Source organism: Pseudomonas sp. S44 (genome assembly GCF_016624805.1).
Classification (GTDB): domain Bacteria; phylum Pseudomonadota; class Gammaproteobacteria; order Pseudomonadales; family Pseudomonadaceae; genus Aquipseudomonas; species Aquipseudomonas machongensis.
Window position 1 is genome coordinate 89,350 of record NZ_JACVTY010000009.1, and the last position, 17,748, is coordinate 107,097.

General features: G+C 66.0%; 16 protein-coding genes. 4 read left to right on the forward strand and 12 right to left on the reverse strand.

Translation table 11 applies throughout. The features are described 5' to 3' along the window. Positions 1–49: 49 nt before the first annotated feature. The 12 genes from urtA to cbiE all read right to left on the reverse strand — a co-directional run bounded on the left by urtA (position 50) and on the right by cbiE (position 13,060). The gene (gene urtA / locus IAE40_RS09690) at positions 50–1,315 is read right to left on the reverse strand and encodes an urea ABC transporter substrate-binding protein (RefSeq protein WP_112899285.1); all 1,266 of its coding nucleotides are present in this window, start codon (positions 1,313–1,315) and stop codon (positions 50–52) included. A 553-nt stretch (positions 1,316–1,868) separates the two neighbouring features. After that, positions 1,869–3,275, reverse strand: a complete 1,407-nt coding sequence (gene cycA, locus IAE40_RS09695; RefSeq protein WP_153774099.1) for a D-serine/D-alanine/glycine transporter — start codon at positions 3,273–3,275, stop codon at positions 1,869–1,871. 242 nt (positions 3,276–3,517) lie between these two features. Beyond that, positions 3,518–4,885: a PepSY-associated TM helix domain-containing protein gene (locus tag IAE40_RS09700; RefSeq protein WP_153774098.1), complete on the reverse strand. Its 1,368-nt coding sequence runs from the start codon at positions 4,883–4,885 to the stop codon at positions 3,518–3,520. A 57-nt stretch (positions 4,886–4,942) separates the two neighbouring features. After that, positions 4,943–7,000: a TonB-dependent copper receptor gene (locus IAE40_RS09705; protein WP_200603090.1), complete on the reverse strand. Its 2,058-nt coding sequence runs from the start codon at positions 6,998–7,000 to the stop codon at positions 4,943–4,945. Between the two features lie 67 nt (positions 7,001–7,067). Beyond that, a complete protein-coding gene (locus IAE40_RS09710) occupies positions 7,068–7,505 on the reverse strand; it encodes a DUF2946 domain-containing protein (protein WP_200603091.1) in 438 nt (145 codons plus the stop codon). Between the two features lie 19 nt (positions 7,506–7,524). Further along, positions 7,525–8,007: a copper chaperone PCu(A)C gene (locus tag IAE40_RS09715; protein WP_063546333.1), complete on the reverse strand. Its 483-nt coding sequence runs from the start codon at positions 8,005–8,007 to the stop codon at positions 7,525–7,527. A gap of 44 nt (positions 8,008–8,051) precedes the next feature. After that, complete coding sequence (locus tag IAE40_RS09720) at positions 8,052–8,438, reverse strand: DUF2946 domain-containing protein (protein ID WP_200603092.1); 387 nt, start codon at positions 8,436–8,438, stop codon at positions 8,052–8,054. A 183-nt stretch (positions 8,439–8,621) separates the two neighbouring features. Next, the gene (locus tag IAE40_RS09725) at positions 8,622–9,476 is read right to left on the reverse strand and encodes an SPFH domain-containing protein (RefSeq protein ID WP_054894580.1); all 855 of its coding nucleotides are present in this window, start codon (positions 9,474–9,476) and stop codon (positions 8,622–8,624) included. 24 nt (positions 9,477–9,500) lie between these two features. Then, positions 9,501–9,938 carry an NfeD family protein gene (locus IAE40_RS09730; protein ID WP_054894581.1) on the reverse strand — a complete coding sequence of 146 codons (438 nt, stop codon included), beginning with the start codon at positions 9,936–9,938 and terminating at the stop codon, positions 9,501–9,503. A gap of 107 nt (positions 9,939–10,045) precedes the next feature. Then, positions 10,046–10,765 carry a cobalt-precorrin-6A reductase gene (locus tag IAE40_RS09735; protein ID WP_197892431.1) on the reverse strand — a complete coding sequence of 240 codons (720 nt, stop codon included), beginning with the start codon at positions 10,763–10,765 and terminating at the stop codon, positions 10,046–10,048. Next, complete coding sequence (locus IAE40_RS09740; RefSeq protein WP_112899277.1) at positions 10,762–11,856, reverse strand: cobalt-precorrin-5B (C(1))-methyltransferase; 1,095 nt, start codon at positions 11,854–11,856, stop codon at positions 10,762–10,764. Before IAE40_RS09740 ends, IAE40_RS09735 begins: the two co-directional genes overlap by 4 nt. Continuing rightward, positions 11,849–13,060, reverse strand: a complete 1,212-nt coding sequence (gene cbiE, locus IAE40_RS09745) for a precorrin-6y C5,15-methyltransferase (decarboxylating) subunit CbiE (protein WP_200603093.1) — start codon at positions 13,058–13,060, stop codon at positions 11,849–11,851. Before cbiE ends, IAE40_RS09740 begins: the two co-directional genes overlap by 8 nt. 228 nt (positions 13,061–13,288) lie before the next feature. Between cbiE and cobG the strand changes: the two genes are divergently transcribed. From cobG to cobJ, 4 genes are read left to right on the forward strand one after another with little or no spacing between them, the layout of a single operon-like run. After that, positions 13,289–14,620: a precorrin-3B synthase gene (gene cobG / locus IAE40_RS09750; protein WP_200603094.1), complete on the forward strand. Its 1,332-nt coding sequence runs from the start codon at positions 13,289–13,291 to the stop codon at positions 14,618–14,620. Beyond that, a complete protein-coding gene (locus tag IAE40_RS09755) occupies positions 14,613–15,239 on the forward strand; it encodes a precorrin-8X methylmutase (protein WP_197892426.1) in 627 nt (208 codons plus the stop codon). The genes cobG and IAE40_RS09755 overlap by 8 nt, the downstream gene beginning before the upstream one ends. After that, entirely contained in the window at positions 15,236–15,970 is a 735-nt protein-coding gene (locus IAE40_RS09760) for a precorrin-2 C(20)-methyltransferase (protein WP_172964810.1), read from the forward strand. The genes IAE40_RS09755 and IAE40_RS09760 overlap by 4 nt, the downstream gene beginning before the upstream one ends. Continuing rightward, on the forward strand, positions 15,958–17,664 hold the full coding sequence (gene cobJ / locus IAE40_RS09765) for a precorrin-3B C(17)-methyltransferase (protein ID WP_200603095.1): 1,707 nt from the start codon (positions 15,958–15,960) through the stop codon (positions 17,662–17,664). The genes IAE40_RS09760 and cobJ overlap by 13 nt, the downstream gene beginning before the upstream one ends. Positions 17,665–17,748 lie beyond the last annotated feature (84 nt).

Sequence of the window (17,748 nt, forward strand, 5' to 3'; positions counted from 1 at the left end):
GTGGGAGCGGGCTTGCCCGCGAATGGGCCGCAACGCGGCCCCCGTGCAATCAGTTGCCCTTCACCGCATAGTCAGGCCGCTTGTCGTTACCCGGAATGAACGGGCTCCACGGCTGCGCACGCAGCGGCTGCTCGGTCTGCCAGACCACACTGAACTGCCCGTCTTCCTGGATCTCGCCGATCATCACCGGCTTGTGCAGGTGGTGGTTGGTCTTGTCCATGGTCAGGGTGAAGCCGGACGGCGCCTGGAAGCTCTGCCCGGCCAAGGCCTCACGCACTTTGTCGACATCGGTGGACTTGGCTTTCTCGACCGCCTGCGCCCACATGTGGATGCCGACGTAAGTGGCCTCCATCGGGTCGTTGGTCACCGCTTTGTCGGCACCCGGCAGGCCCTTGGCCTTGGCGTAGGCTTTCCAGTCGGCGACGAACTTCTGGTTGACCGGGTTTTCCACCGACTCGAAGTAGTTCCACGCCGCCAAGTGGCCGACCAGCGGCTTGGTGTCGATGCCACGCAGCTCCTCCTCACCCACCGAGAAGGCCACCACCGGCACGTCGGTGGCTTTCAGGCCCTGATTGGCCAGCTCTTTGTAGAAGGGCACATTGGAGTCGCCATTGACGGTGGAGATCACCGCCGTCTTGCCGCCCGCGGAGAACTTCTTGATGTTGGCGACGATGGTCTGGTAGTCGCTGTGGCCGAACGGCGTGTAGACCTCTTCGATGTCCTTGTCGGCCACGCCCTTGCTGTGCAGGAAGGCGCGCAGGATCTTGTTGGTGGTGCGCGGGTAGACGTAGTCGGTGCCCAGCAGGAAGAAGCGCTTGGCACCACCGCCGTCTTCGCTCATCAGGTATTCCACCGCCGGGATCGCCTGCTGGTTGGGCGCAGCGCCGGTATAGAACACGTTCGGCGACATCTCCTCGCCTTCATATTGCACCGGGTAGAACAGCAGCCCGTTGAGCTCCTCGAACACCGGCAGCACCGACTTGCGCGACACCGAGGTCCAGCAGCCGAACACCACCGCGACCTTGTCCTGGGTCAGCAGTTGGCGGCTCTTCTCGGCGAACAGCGGCCAGTTCGAGGCCGGGTCGACCACCACCGGTTCGAGCAGCTTGCCATTGACCCCGCCCTTGGCGTTGATCTCGTCGATGGTCATCAGCGCCATGTCCTTGAGCGACGTTTCGGAAATGGCCATGGTCCCGGACAGCGAATGCAGGATGCCGACCTTGATGGTCTCGGCCGCCTGGATGCTCCAGCTCAGGCCCATCGCCGCAATCGATGCGCTGAGGGTGAAGGCCTTGATCAGACTGCGTCGCTTCATGTGCTCTCTCCGCTGAGTTGTTGTGGTGTTGGCAGAAGGGAGATTGCAAAGGCTGTGCCGTGGTGCGCGAGGCTACGGATTAGAAGGGTTGTGCTTCGATGCGGGGCTTGGATGAGGGCCAGGTTGGTGCTTGCGCGGCTGGCCTGCACAGGATTGGGGCCAGGGCGGTGAACAGTTTTGACACATAAGCGCTACTTGAGTACCGTTCGGCACCGCAGTAGATTCTGCGGGTCGGGATTGGCGTCCCGCTGTCAGAACCGGGCACATCGCATACGCGATAGTTGTGCCCTGCATGGTTGCACCCGTTATGGGCGGAGCCGTGTGTGGGAGCCTTCGGGCTCACCGGACCTTCTGACCGGCAACGCCAACCCGCACGGCTCCGTCCACCCATATTGGCGTATGGGCTCGGAGCGTCATAAAGAGAGAGCTGCAAGGAGATGCACCATGCTCAAGAAGATTGCGCTCCCACAGGTATTGCGCAGGTCTTCAGTACTACGCGGTCCCTGTGGGAGCGGGTTTACCCGAGAAGGGCTGCACAGCAGCCCTGTGCAGATCAGTGGTCGCGCATCACCGCCCGCGGCTGGCGCTTGCTGCGCACGAACTGGTAAGTGACCGCCAGGATCAGGAACCAGATCGGCGTGACCACCAGCGCCGAACGGGTGTCGGCCTCCAGGCTCAGCAGCACCAGAATGCCGGCGAAGAACACCAGGCACACGTAGCACATGAAGCGCCCGCCAGGCATCTTGTAGATCGACTTCTCGTGCAGCGCAGCGCGCTGCTTGCGGTAGCTCAGGTACGACAGCAGGATCAGCGTCCAGACGAACATGAACAGCACCGCCGACACCGTGGTCACCAGGGTGAAGGCTTCGATCACGTTCGGCACCAGGTAGATCAGCACCGCGCCGAGCAGCAGGCACAGGCAGGAGAAGTACAGGCCGTTGGCCGGCACGGCGCGCCGCGAGAGCTTTTCGAAGGCCTTCGGTGCATCGCCTTCCTGGGCCAGGCCGTAGAGCATGCGGCTGGTGGAGAACACGCCGCTGTTGGCCGACGAAGCGGCCGAGGTCAGCACCACGAAGTTGATGATGCTTGCCGCTGCCGGCAGGCCGGCCAGCACGAACAGTTCGACGAACGGGCTCTTGCCCGGGACCACGTCGCGCCATGGTGTAACCGCCATGATCGCGATCAACGCCAGCACATAGAACACGATGATGCGGATCGGGATCGAGTTGATCGCCCGTGGCAGAGTGCGCTCGGGGTTCTTCGCTTCGGCGGCGGTGGTGCCTACCAGCTCGATGCCGACGAAGGCGAATACCGCGATCTGGAAACCGGCGAAGAAGCCGAACAGGCCATTGGGGAACATGCCGCCGTCATTCCACAGGTTGGCCACGCTGGCCGTGTGGCCGCTCGGCGACTGGAAGCCGGTGATGACCATGTACAGGCCGGTGGCGACCAGGCCGAGGATGGCGACGATCTTGATCAGGGCGAACCAGAACTCCATCTCGCCGAACAGTTTCACCGTGACCAGGTTCAGCGACAGCAGCACCGCCACGCAGGTCAGCGCCGGTATCCACTGCGGCAGGTCGGGGAACCAGAACTGTGTATAGGCTGCGATCGCCACCACGTCGGCGATGCCGGTGACGACCCAGCAGAACCAGTAGGTCCAGCCAGTGAAGTAGCCGGCCCAGGGGCCGAGCAGGTCGGCGGAGAAATCGATGAACGACTTGTAGTTGAGGTTCGACAGCAACAGCTCGCCCATGGCACGCATGACGAAGAACAGCATGAAGCCGATGATCATGTAGACGAAGATGATCGACGGGCCCGCGAGGCTGATGGTCTTGCCCGAGCCCATGAACAGGCCGGTGCCGATGGCGCCACCGATGGCGATGAGCTGGATGTGGCGGTTGGTCAGGTTGCGCTGCAGATGCTGGTCATCTGCCTGGGGGGATGAGGTCCGGGTCATAGGCTGCATTCCATTGAGGGTCAGTCTTCTTTTGAGCGAAAGCCGGTTAGGCTAACACGCACTGCAAAGGTGCGGGCGTGACAGATCGCCACGATCTTGGCGGTGCAGTGGCGATTCTTGAATGACCGAAATCAACGGATGCCCTTTTCGCGGGCAAGCCCGCTCCCACAGGTACAGCGCTGACTCGGGGTTCAGCGCTGTACCTGTGGGAGCGGGCTTGCCCGCGAAAAGGTCGACGCGATTCAGGCCTGCACTGCGATCCGCCCTCGCCTTACCACCAGGCTGTCGACCACCCACATCACTACCATCGACACCCCAACCAGCGGGAACACGACACCCAGCACCAGCATCACCGTCACCGCTGTCTTCCAGCGCGGCAGGTCATGCCGCAGCGGCGGTACGCCAAGCCCACCGGACGGGCGGCGCTTCCACCACATCACCAACCCGCTCACCGAGCCCAGCAGGATCATCAGGCACACCAGCAGGATGACGATCTGGTTGAGCGGCCCGAACATCTTGCCCTCGTGCAGCATCACCCCAAGCTCGGTGGCGCGGGCTACCGGGCTGTAGTCGTGCCAACGCACGTCGGCCAGGACCTTGCCGGTGTACTGGTCGACATGCAGGGTGGCGTCGTTGCGCGGATCATCGGCGAACACCGCGATGGTGAACACGCCTTCAGCGGTGCTCGGCGAGGTGATGCTGTAGCCCGGCGCCACGCCGCGGGCGTTGGCCAGATCCTCGACCTGCTGCAGGGTGATCTGCGGCGCGGCCGGTGTGCTGTGCATGTCGTGATGGCCCATGTGCTCGGCATGCGCGCCGGACACCGGCATCGGCGTGTTCTCCAGGGCCCAGGGCACGGTCTGGCGATGGGCGCTGTTCAGCGCGCCGGCCTGCTGGTCGGATTTCGGTACGTCGTTCCACATCGCCGCTGGGAAACGGTTCCACAGGTCGGCGTATTGCTTGCCCCACAGCCCGGTCCAGGTCATGCCGCTGAGCAGCATCAGCAACAGCAGCGCCGAACCCCAGAAGCCACTGACCGCATGCAGGTCGCGCCACAGCACGCGACCGCGTGCCGACAGGCGTGGCCACAGTACGCCACGGCTGTTGCGGCCACGTGGCCACCACAGATAAAGCCCGGACACCACCAGCACGATGCCCCAGCCTGCGGCGAGCTCCACCAGCCGATCGCCGACAGTGCCGACCATCAGCTCGCCATGCAGGGCGCGGGCGATTGCCTGCAGGTTCTGCTTGCCGTCCTGCGCGCCCAGAACCTTGGCGTTGTACGGGTCGACGAACACGTTCAGTTCGCGGCCGCCATCATGCACCACAAACTGCGCGCTGCGCTCGGCGTCCAGCGGTGGCAGGTACTGGCCGACATGGCCCTGTGGATAAGCCTGGCGCACCTGGGCCAGCAGCGTGTCGGCGCTCTGGCGCTGCGGTCCGGCCTCGACCACCATCAGCTCGCGGTACATCCACGGGTCGAGCTGCGGCTTGAACAGGTAGATGATCCCGGTGATCGCCAGCAGGATCATGAAGGGCGCGACGAACAGCCCGGCATAGAAATGCCAGCGCCAGGCCAGGTTGTAGAAGGATTGCTTTGGTTTGCTCATGGAGCCTCCCGTTCGACCAGGTGGGGCGCGGTCAGGCCCGCGCCCCGGTTGTTATTGTCAGAAGCTGAAATCGACCTTGGTCCAGAAGGTCCTGCCCGGCTCGTTGACCGGCTGCGGGTCTGCCGCCGGGTAGCCGAACCCGGCGTTCCCGGCCAGGTTCAAGTGCTCGGCGTAGGCCTTGTCGAACAGGTTGTCGACGCCCGCGCTGAGCTTGAGGTTGTTGTTGACCTTGTAGGCACCGTTGAGCGAGAACACGCCGAAACCGCCGCTCTTCTCGTAATCCTTGCCCACCACGTTGCCCTGGTTCTGGGCGATGCGGTTCTGCGCCGCGACCAGACGCCACAGCGCACCGACGCTCCAGGCATCGCGGCTGTAGGTCAGGCCCAGGCGGCTTTCCAGCGGAGGCATCTGCGGCAGGGCCTTGCCGTCGCTGCTGTTCTTGCCCCAGGCGTAGGCCAGCGTCGCGTCGGCTTTCCAGTTTTCGTCGAGCTTGTACGCCGCACCCAGCTCGCCGCCCATGATGCGGGCGTCGATGTTCTGCGCCTGGGTGCTGCTCATGCCCATCATGCTGCGGTAGTCGAACAGGATGTAGTCGCGGATCTGTCCGACGTAGCCGGAGGCCCAGGCTTGCAGGCGTTCGTCCTGGTACTGGATGCCGAAGTCGAGCTGGGTGGTCTTCTCCGGCTTGATGCTGTCGAAGGCGTTGACCGAGCCCCGCGGGCCGTTGGTTGGCGAGAACAGCTCCCAGTAGTCGGGGAAGCGCTGGGCGTGGCCCAAGCCGATGTAGCTGGTAGCGGAAATCGCCGCCAGGTCATGCTCGTAGCGGATGAAGCCGCTGGGCAGGGTATCGGCGCGGGTATCGCCATGGGTAGCACTGGCCTGGCGGAAGTCGCGGGCCGAGGCGCGGTCCAGGCGCGCGCCGCTGATCAGGCGATCTTCGCCGGTGGCGTACCAGGTCAGCTCGCTGAACGCGCCGTAGTTATGGAAGTCGGCGTCCTTGGTCCAGGGCTGGCCCTTGTGCGCGTCGACGCCCATGCCGCCGCGTTTGCGGTGTTCGTTGGTCTGCGCGTCGATGCCGCTGATCAACTGTACGTCGGCCCAGCGCCAGGTCGCCTTGATACGTGCGCCGAGGGTGCGCCGATCGACGTTGCTGACCATGGGCATGCCCATCATGCCGCTGCCCGAGGGCGTGCGCAGGCTGTAGTTGTCCATCACGTGGTCGGCATAGTTGTAGTAGACCTGCGCCTCGACCTTGTCGAGCACCTCGCCGAGGTTGGACTTTTCAAAGCGCAGACCCAGGCTTTCGCGCTTGAACTGCGAGCCGTCCATGCCGCGTCCGGCGTAGCGCGCTTCGCCATCGCCCTTGCCGGCGGTGAGTTCGAGCAGGGTGTCGGTATCCGGGGTCCAGCCGAGGGTCACGTCGCCGTTCCATTTGTCCCAGCGCGAAGGCACGGTATCGCCGTTGCCGTCCTTGTAGTCGTCCGAGCGCGACTGGTTGCCGACGAAGCGAGCATAGGCCTGGCTGTTGCCGGCGGCGGCGTCGAGCACCTTGTCGAAGCGGCCGTTGGAGCCGGCGAGCAGGCTGGCGTTGACCCGGCTGCCGAGGGTGCCGAATTTCTCCGGCTCGCGCTCGAAGAGGATGGTGCCGGCCGAGCCGCCGGGGCCCCAGATCACGCTTTGCGGGCCTTTGATCACGGTCAGGCGGTCGTAGGTTTCCGGCGAGATATACGAGGTCGGGGCGTCCATGCGGTTGGGGCAGGCGCCTAGCATCACGCCGCCGTTGGTGAGGATGTTCAGGCGCGAGCCGAACATGCCGCGCAGCACCGGGTCGCCGTTGGTGCCGCCGGAGCGGATGGCGGAGAAGCCGGGGATGGTCTTGAGGTAGTCGGCGCCGTCACTGGCTGGCACCGGCTGACGTGGATCCTTGGGGTTGGTGACCACGGTCAGCGGCGAGCTGGGCGCGATGGCGGTGATCACCGTCGGGCTCAGCTCCGGGGCGTCATGGCCTTCGTGGACAGGCTCGACGGCGAGCGCCAGCGGGCTCAGCAGCGAGCCGCAGAGCATGGCGAGGGTCCCATGGCGGGACAGGGCAGAAACAGGGGTGCAGCCGGACATAATGATTCCAGTCGATCAGTCATGAGTAAGCGCGAAGCCTCCTGGCTTCGGGCGTGAAACGGAGTGGTCAGACGTTGATCGATGGAGGTGGGGCGCGGCTGCGGGCACCGGGAAACACCGCTTGCAGGGCATGGCCCTGGCGGGTCGGGTAGGTGGCGAGGGTGCTCGGGATGGTGCTGGCGAGGCTGAGTGGGCTGAGGGTCTGGGGCAGGGCGGGGCAGTTGAACAGCAAACTGCAGTAGCCGCATTTCTCCCAATCGGTGTGTAGCTGGCCGTCGTTGCCGTGACCGTGGTGGTCTTGCCCGGCATGCGGGTGCCCCGCGGCCATGGGCATGTCCATGGCCGTGCTCATGTTCATGCCGGCGTGGTGATCCATCGGCATCGACTGGGAAACCAGCGGGCCGATGAAAATCATCCACATGGCGAACAGGCTCAGCCAGCCGCCACCGACGCGCCTGCGATCAGGGCGGGTGCTGCGGGCTGTGCTGTTGCGCGGCAAGCTCATGACGAGCGCCTGTCAGCGGTCAGTGCGCGTGTTCGTGTCCTGCCTGGTCGGCGGGCGGCTGCTTCTGCACGGCGACGTCGACGGTGATGTCGCCGGCTTTCTCGAAGTGCAGGGTGAGCGGGAAGCGCTTGCCGTCAGTGAGCAGGCTGCGGTCCTTGGGCTGCATCAGCATCACGTGATAGGCGCTGGGGGCGAAGGTCAGGTCCTTGCCTGCAGGTACGACCACACTCTGTACCTGCTGCATCTTCATGGCGCCGGCAGCGGTCTTGGCGTGTTCGTGCAACTGGGCGTCATCGCTGACGGGGCTTTCGACACTCAACAGGCGGTCATCGACCTTGCCGTTGTTGTGAACGATGAAATACGCCGCGACATTGGGCGCGTTCGGTGGCAGCTCCAGCGACCAGGGGTGGGCGATATGCAGGTCGCCGACACTGTATTCGTGGGCGTTGGCGAAGGCGCTGGGCAGCAGCAGGGTGGCCAGGATGAGGGCTTGCTTGAGCATGGTGAGTCTCCGGTCTGTACAGGTTCAGGAACAGCGTCTTGAACTCAGGCCAATGGAGAGGCTCGCGGATTGAGCGCCGGCCAGAGCTGGCGCGGCGTGGGCTGATGCGTGGCGAGTGGTGGTGCCTGGCCGAAGCGCAATTGCAGCGGGCTGTGCAGTTGCGGTGTGTGGCTGGCCAGGGCGAGCACAGGCGAGGCACCCGAGCAGCACCAGCAGTGCTGCATGTTGGAGTGGTCGTCCTGTTGGCCCAGGTCGATCTTTGCCAGGGCCTGGACATCGAGCTTGGCCTTGCCTGCGCCAGTCGAGCAGAAGGCACCCCACAGCAGCTGTTCGGCCGGGCCCTTGGGCGCGGCAGAAGACAGCGGCATGGCCAGCAGGTTGAACAGCACTGCAAGGCAGGCTATCCAGGCGATGTGCCGACGTGGGGGCATGGAGAGATCCGGTCAGGAATCAGGTGGCTATTGTACGGCGGAGTATAGGTAAAAATGCGGGGGTGCGGTGAAGTGCCGCAGTTGTCGGTGCGCAGCGCTTGAAATCGGTGTTGTGTTCTTCGCGGATAAATCGGCGCGCCGAACCGCCGCTCCGGTTTACCCGCGAAGAGGACGGTGCGGTCTTCAGGCCTTGCCGCGCCCCAGCAACCCGCGCACGGTTTCCTGCAGGTCCGCTGGCAACACCACCACCTTGGAATTGTCGCTGCCGGCCAGGTTCTCCATCGCGCCGATGTAGCGCTCACCCAGCAGGTACATGGCCGGGGTGGTCTCGTTGCCCACCGCTTCACGTACCAGGGTGATCGCCCGGGCCGAGGCTTCGGCGAGGCTGATCTGCGCCTCGGCGTCCAGCCGTGCCGCTTGCAGGCGCGCTTCGGCTTCGAGAATGGCGGCCTGCTTGGCGCCCTCGGCGCGGGTCACGTCGGCCTTTCGTTCACGTTCGGCTGCGGCCTGGCGCTCCATGGCCTTCTGCATGTTTTCGGAAGGCTTGATGTCCTGGATCTCCACCGAGCGTACGGTCACGCCCCAGTCTTCGGTCTGTTCGGACATCGCCTCGCGCAGGCGCGCCTTGATCTGCTCGCGGCTCGACAACGCCTCGTCGAGGTCCATGGCGCCGACGATGGCACGCAGCGAGGTCATGGTCAGGCTGGTGACGGCGAAGGAGAAGTTCTGCACACCGTAGGAGGCCTTCTGCGGGTCGACCACCTTGGCGAAGCACAGGGCGTTGGCGACGATCACCGCGTTGTCGCGGGTGATGATTTCCTGTTGCTGCACGTCGAGGATGATGTCCTTGGTCGGCAGGCGGTAGGCGACCACGTCCATGTACGGCACCAGGATGTTCAGGCCGGGCTTGAGGGTGCTGTGGTAGCGGCCCAGACGCTCGACGATCCATTCCTCGCCCTGGGGCACGATGCGCACCCCCTTGAACAGGGTGATCAGAACGAACAGGGCGATGGCGCCGACGACGATGAGGCTGGTCATTGCAAGCTTCCTTTCAGTACGGATTCAGGGGCGGGTAACCCGCGCGGTGTTGCCTTCGATGGCGGCCAGGCGAACGCGCTCGCCGGCAGGGATGTCGCTGTCGGCGACGCAGGTCCATTCCTCGTTGCCGAGGATGGGCTTCTGGAAGCGCACCCGGCCTTTCTGGAACTGCGACACGCTGGCGGTCAGCAGGCCGACTTCACCGATCACGCTGTCGGCGGTCCAGCGCACGTCCGGCTTCTTGCGCCGGAACAGCTTGAACCACAGCAGGGTAGTGAGGGAGGAGAATGCCACCCACAGCAGCACCTGCATGTCCAGTTGCAGGGCCGGGGCGGCCAGGGCGATCAGCGACACCAGGATGGCGCCGATGCCGAACCAGAGAATGAAGAACGTAGGCAGGACCAGTTCGAGCAGGACCAGGGCGATGCCGAAGACGAGCCAGATCCACCATTGCATTTCCATATGGGCAGGGCCTTGCGGTGAGGGGGCTTGAAGTTTACGGCAGGGGGCGCGGGAAGACTATTGGCAGTGGAGGATGGCGGCGTCGGAAACTGCCGGGGCTGCGCTGCTCATATCGACAAGGCTTCGCGCAACTGCGCCACCGATCCGAACAGCCGATCCACCTCCGGCAGCTCCGGCCGCTTCAACACCAGCACCGGCACCCCACGCTCGCGTGCAACTTCAAGCTTTGGCTCGGTCGCGGCGCTGCCACTGTTCTTGCTCACCAGCACATCGATCTGGCGCCGCTCGAACAGCGCTCGTTCATCCTCGAGGTGGAACGGCCCTCGTGCGCCGATCACCTCGCAACGCTCATTGCCCGGGCAGGCTTCCAGGGCACGCAAGGTCCAGAACTGGTGGGCCGGAATGTCTTCTAGATGTTGCAGCGGCTCGCGCCCCAGGGTGAATAACGGGCGCTTGAAAGGCGCCAATGCGTCGATCAACGCATCCCAGCCCTCGACTTCGCGCCAGTCGTCACCTGGCTGTGGCTGCCAGGCGGGGCGGCGCAAGGCCCAGCAGGGAATGCCCGCCGCCTCCGCCGCCTGTGCGGCATTGGCGCTGATCTGTGCGGCATAGGGGTGGGTGGCGTCGATCAGCAGCTCGATCCGTTCGCGCCGGAGGTAGTCGGCCAGGCCGTCGGCCCCGCCGTAACCGCCCACCCGCACCTGGCAGGTCAGGTCCTGCGGGATACGGCCGATACCGGCGAGGCTGTAGACATGCTCCGGCCCCAGCAACCGGGCGATGGCCAGCGCCTCGGTGACGCCGCCCAGCAACAAGATACGGCCGCTCATTGCACACCCGCCTTGCCGACGACACCGCCCTGGCGGTCGATGGCGAAGACCTCGACCTGCACCTGTGCAGGCACCACGCTGCGGGCGAATGCCAGGGCGTGGGCGCAGACGGCGTCGCCCAGGGCGATACCGGCGGCATGGGCGAGAGCCAATGCCTGCTGGCTGGTGTTGGCGCCGATGATCGCCGCCTGCAGGGCGGCGTCTGCACCGATATCGGCGGCCCAGCCTGCCAGTTGCGGCAGGTCGATGCTCGAATGACGGCTGTGCAGGTCCATGTGGCCCGCGGCAAGCTTGCTGATCTTGCCGAAACCGCCGCACAGCGTCAGGCGTGGCACCGGTACCTTGCGCAGGTGCTTGAGCACCGCGCCGACGAAGTCGCCCATTTCGATCAGGGCGATTTCCGGCAGCCCATAGACCCGGCGCATGGTGTCTTCGCTGGCATTGCCGGTGCAGGCGGCGATGTGGGTGTAGCCGTTGGTGTGGGCAACGTCGATGCCCTGGTGGATCGAGGCGATGTAGGCCGAGCAGGAAAACGGCCGGACGATGCCGCTGGTGCCGAGGATCGACAGCCCGCCGAGAATGCCCAGCCGCGGGTTCATGGTCTTGAGCGCAAGCTCCGCGCCGCCCTGCACGTTCACCGTCACCTCGAATCCGCCCGCGTAGGCGCACTCGCCTGCCAGTCGCTGCAGGTGCTCGCTGATCATCCGCCGCGGCACCGGGTTGATGGCAGGTTCCCCGACCGCCAGGACCAGGCCGGGACGTGTCACCGTGCCCACGCCTTGGCCGGCGACGAAGCGCACGCCCGGCTCGTCGATCAGGCGCACCTGGCTGTAGAGCAGGGCACCGTGGGTCACGTCGGGATCGTCGCCTGCGTCTTTCACGGTGCCGGCCTCGGCGCGCTCGCCGTCTCGGCGGCAGAATTCCAGGCGCATCTGCACCTGCTTGCCCTTGGGCAGGGTGATCTGCACGGCGTCGGTGGACTGGCCGGTGAGCAGCAACTGTGCTGCCGCCAGGCTGGTGGCGGTGGCACAGCTGCCGGTGGTCAGGCCGCTGCGAAGTGGCGCGGGCTGTTCGCGGGTTTCTTCACGCATCGAGGGGTTTCACCACCTCGAGCAGCGTGATCGGCAAGGCCTGGCGCCAGGTATCGAAACTGCCCAGGACCTGGGCCTGGGCCACGTGGATGCGGGTCAGGTCGCCGCCATGCTGCTCACGAAAATGCGCCAGGGCCAGTTCGCTTTGCAGGGTCACGGCATTGGCTACCAGCCGCCCTCCAGGGCGCAGACGCTCCCAGCACAAGGGCAGTACGCCTTCGCCGGTGACGCCGCCGCCGATGAAAATGGCATCGGGGCGTTCGAGATCGGCCAGGGCTTGTGGCGCCTTGCCGCGAATCAACTGCAGGCCAGGAACGCCGAGCTGGTCGCGGTTGTATTCGATGAACGCCTGGCGACCTTCGTCGGCCTCGATGGCCAGTGCGCGGCAGCTGGGGTGGGCGCGCATCCATTCGATACCGATCGAGCCACAGCCGGCGCCGACATCCCACAGCAGTTCGCCTGGCTGTGGTGCCAGGCGTGCCAGGGTGATGGCGCGCACGTCGCGTTTGGTCAACTGGCCGTCGTGACGAAAGGCGCTGTCGGGCAGGCCGCTGATGGGCGACAGGCGCGGGCTATCCGGCGCGGCCTGGCATTCGATGGCGACCAGGTTCAGTGCTGCGACCTGGGCGTGTGGCCAGTCCTCTGCACTGCCGCTCAGGCGCTTCTCATCGGGGCCGCCCAAGTGTTCGAACACCTGCATCCGGCTCGGCCCGTAGCCGCGTTCACGCAACAACTGCGCAATGGCCGCAGGGCTGTCGCCGTCATTGCTCAGCACCAGCAGGCGCACACCGCTGTAGAGTTGGGCATTGAGCGCCGCCAGCGGCCGCGCGACCACCGACACCACCTGCACCTCCTGCAACGGCCAGCCCAGACGGGCGGCGGCCAGGGCGCAGGAGGAGGGCATCGACAGCACCTGCATCTGTTCGGCCGGGACCTGGCGCGCGAGGCTTGCGCCAACGCCGTAGAACATCGGGTCGCCGCTGGCCAGCACGCACACGGGCTCGCCGTGCAGGGCCAGCACAGGGGCGAGGGAGAACGGGCTGGGCCAGGCCAGGCGCTCACCGACCACGCAGCGTGGCAACAGGGCCAGTTGGCGCGGGCTGCCGAAGATACGTGCAGCACACAGCAGCGCGCGCCGGGCCTGCTTGCCCAGGCCGCTGAAGCCGTCTTCGCCGATGCCTACTACTGTCAGCCAGGGGGTCATCTGATCATTTCCGTCGTGTTGGGAGTCGTGTCGCCCTTTTCGCAGGCAAGTCGCAGCGGCGAACCGCCGTTCCCATAGCTATCCGGACCTGCAGGATACCTGTGGGAGCGGGCTTGCCCGCGAAAAGGACGACACGGTCCTGATGCATTGCTCGACCATCGGCTTTTCATGCCGCCGGACAAAGCAGGCATAATACCGCGCCTTCTACACTGAAGCGCGTCTTCACGATTGCCGGAATCCCCCTTGAAACCACCCCACACACCCGCCGTTTCGCCCCGCCCCTCGGCTTGCCCGGGGTTGTGGCGCATCGTCGCGGCGCGTGATGGCGGCATTTGCCGGATCAAACTGCCCGGCGGCCTGCTGCTGGCCGAGCAGGGAGAGGCGGTGGCCGAGGCTGCCGAGCGCTTCGCCGGCGGGGTGATCGAGGCAACCAACCGCGCCAACTTGCAGATACGCGGTATCGGCGACCAGCACCTGGCGCTGGTCGGGCACCTGCTCGATGCCGGCCTCGGCCCGCGCGAGGCGGCCGGTGACGATGTCCGCAACCTGATGCTCAGCCCGTTGGCCGGTGTCGATCCGGCGATGCTGATCGACATCCGGCCCTTGGCCGGGCAGATCCTGCACCTGCTGGAAACCACCCCGCGCCTGCATGAACTGTCGGCCAAGTTCGCCGTGCAGCTCGACGCGGGGGAGTCCCTGGCGATGCTCGCGCACCCCCATGACCTGTGGCTGTCGGCGCTGTTGCTTGACCGGCAGGTGTGGCTGGCCTTCGGGCTGGCGGGCTGCCCGGGCGATGGCGCAACCCTTGGCGCCGTCCCGCTGGAGCAGGGGGTGGCATTGGTGCAGGCGGTGCTGGAGCGCTTCCTCGACCTGGCCACGCCCGAGCAGACACGGATGCGCCAGTTGCTGCAGACCTGCCCCGTGCAGGATTTTGTCGAAGGGCTGGGCCTGCCGATTCGTCGCGACAGCGCTGTGCGTCAATGGCGGCGTGTGCCTGCCACACCGCGCTGGCTCGGTGTGTTGGCCCAGCGTGAGGGCAGTGCGTTCGGCGTGGCGCCGCCGCTGGGGCGCTTGACGCCCGCCATGCTGCGCGGCCTCGCCAGGCTTGCGCGCGAGGCCGGAGATGGCAGCCTGCGGCTCACGCCCTGGCAGAGTCTGGTGCTGCCGAACTTCGATCCATCGCTGCTCGCGCAGGCCCAAGTCGAGACAAAGGCGCTGGGCATGATCAACGACGTCTTGCAGCCACTTGCACGCATCAGCGCTTGCACCGGTTCCAGTGGTTGCGCCAAGGGCCAGTCCGACACCAAGGCCGATGCGCAGGTGATTGCCGGCCTGCTGCACCATGGCGCCCCGGCCAGTGTGCACCTGTCGGGCTGCCCGCGTTCCTGTGCCGTGGCCCATGTCGCCCCGGCCACCCTGCTGGCCCGCGCCCCGGGCCGTTATGACCTTTATTTTCGCGATGCACGCCTGCCGGGTTTCGGCCGACTGCGCGCATCCGACCTTACCCCAGAAGAAGCAGGCGCCATGCTCGACCTGCCGACGGAGCACCTTGATGATTGACTACATCCGCGATGGTCAGGAGATCTATCGCAATTCCTTCCGCATCATTCGCGAGGAGGCCCGCCTGGAGCGGATTCCGGCCGATCTGGAAAAGCTCGCGGTGCGGGTGATCCACGCCTGCGGCATGGTCGAGGCCATCGACGGCCTGCAGTTTTCCGAAGGTGCCGGAACGGCGGGGCGCCGGGCCCTGGCCAAGGGCGCACCGATTCTCTGCGACGCGCACATGGTTGCCGAAGGTATCACCCGCGCGCGTCTGCCGGCCGACAACCCGGTCATCTGCACCCTGCGTGATCCCAGCGTGCCGGGCCTGGCCAAGGACGCCGGCAACACCCGCTCGGCGGTGGCCCTCGAGCTGTGGCGCCCGCATCTGGAGGGCAGCGTGGTGGTGATCGGCAATGCCCCGACCGCGCTGTTCTACTTGCTGGAAATGCTCGACGCCGGTGCGCCCAAGCCTGCGTTGATCCTGGGCTTCCCGGTAGGCTTCGTCGGCGCTGCCGAGTCCAAGGCGATGCTGGCCGCCGACAGCCGTGGTGTGCCGTTCGTCATCATGCAGGGGCGCCTGGGTGGTAGCGCCATGGCCGCCGCTGCTGTCAATGCGCTCGCCACGGAGGTGGAATGATGCAGCCCCGTGGACGTCTGCTCGGCCTGGGGGTCGGCCCTGGCGACCCGGAACTGATCACGGTCAAGGCCCTGCGCCTGCTGCGCGAGGCGCCAGTGGTGGCGTATTTCGTGGCCAAGGGCAAGCGTGGCAATGCCTTCGGTATCATCGAGGCGCACCTGCAGGCGCAGCAGACCCTGCTGCCGCTGGTGTATCCGGTCACCACCGAGGTGCTGCCGGCACCGCTGTCGTACGAGCAGGTGATCAGCGACTTCTACGACGAAGCCAGCGTGCAGGTGGCCGAACACCTGGACGCCGGTCGTGATGTGGCGGTGATCTGCGAAGGCGATCCGTTCTTCTACGGCTCCTACATGTACCTGCACGATCGCCTGGCCCAGCGCTATGAGGCCGAGGTGATTCCGGGCGTGTGCTCGATGCTTGGTGGGGCGTCCGTACTCGGTGCGCCGCTGGTCTACCGCAACCAGACGCTGACCGTACTCTCCGGTGTATTGCCCCACGAAGAACTCAAGCGCCGCCTGGCCGATGCCGACGCTGCAGTGATCATGAAGCTTGGGCGCAACTTCCCCAAGGTGCGCGAGGTGCTTGCCGAGCTGGGCCTGGACGGTCGCGCGTTGTACGTGGAGCGCGCAACCATGGCCAACCAGAAGATCGTCGCGCTGGACGCGGTTGATCCGCAGTCTTCGCCGTATTTCTCGCTGATCGTGGTACCGGGTGAAAAATGGCAGGGATGAACAGCGACAAGGCACCGGCCATCGTCATTCTCGGCCCTGGCAGCCTGGCCACCGCCCAGCGGATCCAGCAGCGTTATCCACAGGCGCGGGTTCATGGCCTGAGCGGCCGGGTCGAAGGTGTCGAGCACTGCTACGAATCCTTCGGCGACACCCTGCGCGGCCTGTACCGCGAGGGTGCGCCGATCATCGCCCTGTGCGCGGCCGGCATCGTCATTCGCACCCTGGCGCCCCTGCTTGACGAGAAGGGCGCCGAGCCGCCGGTGCTGGCGGTGGCGGAGGACGGCAGCGCCGTGGTACCGCTGCTGGGCGGCCTGAGCGGAGTCAATGTCATGGCGCGGGAGATCGGCGAGGTGCTGGGGGTGGCGGCGGCCATCACCACCAGCGGTGAGCTGCGTTTCGGCACCTGCCTGCTCAATCCGCCGGCAGGCTACGCTTTGGCGGATCTTGAGCAGGGCAAGCGCTTCGTCTCTGACCTGCTGGCCGGCGAGAGCGTGCGCATCGAAGGCGCGGCGCCCTGGCTGGCCCAGGCGCAACTGCCCGAAGACGCAGCAGCCCGACGCAGTATTCATGTCGGCTGCCAGGCGCGTCCTGCCAGCCGCGACGAGTTGCTGATCCATGTGCGTTCGGTGTTGGTAGCGGTTCAGGCCGGGCAGGCCGATCTGCCTGCCCGTGTGCATGACGCCCTGGCTGCGGCGAATATCGCCGACGCATCGCTGGCGTGCTTGCTGGCTGGCGACGAGGCGATGGCCGAGCCCGCCGTGCACGACGCCGCCCGCAGTCTGGGTGTGCCCCTGCGATTCGCTCCAGCAGGTGGCAGCCTGGTCGAGATGGCCGGGCAGGCGCTGGAGGGCGCGCAACTGATCGAACAGGGCGGGGTGGTCATCGCTGTGGCGCCGTCGCCGATCGACCCGTTGCAGGTCGGGCGCGCGCGCGGCCGCCTGGCGGTGATCGGCCTGGGCCCGGGAGCCGCCGAATTCATGGTGCCGGCAGTAAAGGCCGAACTGGCCCGTGCCGACGATGTACTGGGTTACGAAACCTATGTGCGCATGGCTGGCCCTTTCCGCACCGATCAAGTGCTGCACTGCACCGACAACCGCGAGGAGATGCAACGTGCGCGGCACGCCTTCGAGCTCGCGGCGCAAGGGCGCTCGGTGGTTGTGGTATCTTCCGGCGATCCTGGCGTGTTCGCCATGGCGGCTGCGGTGCTCGAGGCATTGCACGAGTCGAGCGATGCGGCCTGGCATCGCGTCGACCTGCAGATTCTGCCCGGCGTTTCGGCCTCCTTGGCCACTGCCGCCCAGGCTGGTGCACCGTTGGGGCACGACTTCTGTGTGATGTCGCTGTCGGACAACCTCAAGCCCTGGTCGATCATCGAGAAGCGCCTGGACCTGGCGGCACAGGCCGACCTGGTGCTGGCCTTCTACAACCCGATCTCCCGCGCCCGGCCTTGGCAGCTGGGGCAGGCCGTGGAGATCGTTCGCCGTCATCGAGATGGGCAGACCCCTGTCGTCCTGGGGCGCGATATCGGCAGACCGGGGCAGACACTGAGTGTCGTCACTCTGGCGGAGCTGCTGCCGGAGATGGTCGATATGCGCACGATGGTGCTGGTTGGCTCCAGCACCACCACTGTGTTCAAGCATCCCGATGGCATGCAGTGGGTCTATACCCCACGCTGGTATCCCCCGCACCATTGACCTTATTGGAACTCCTTCAGCCCGCCAGATCGAGCTGGCGCTGGCTAACGTGGTCGCCCCTGGTGTTCAGGGGCAACCCAAAGG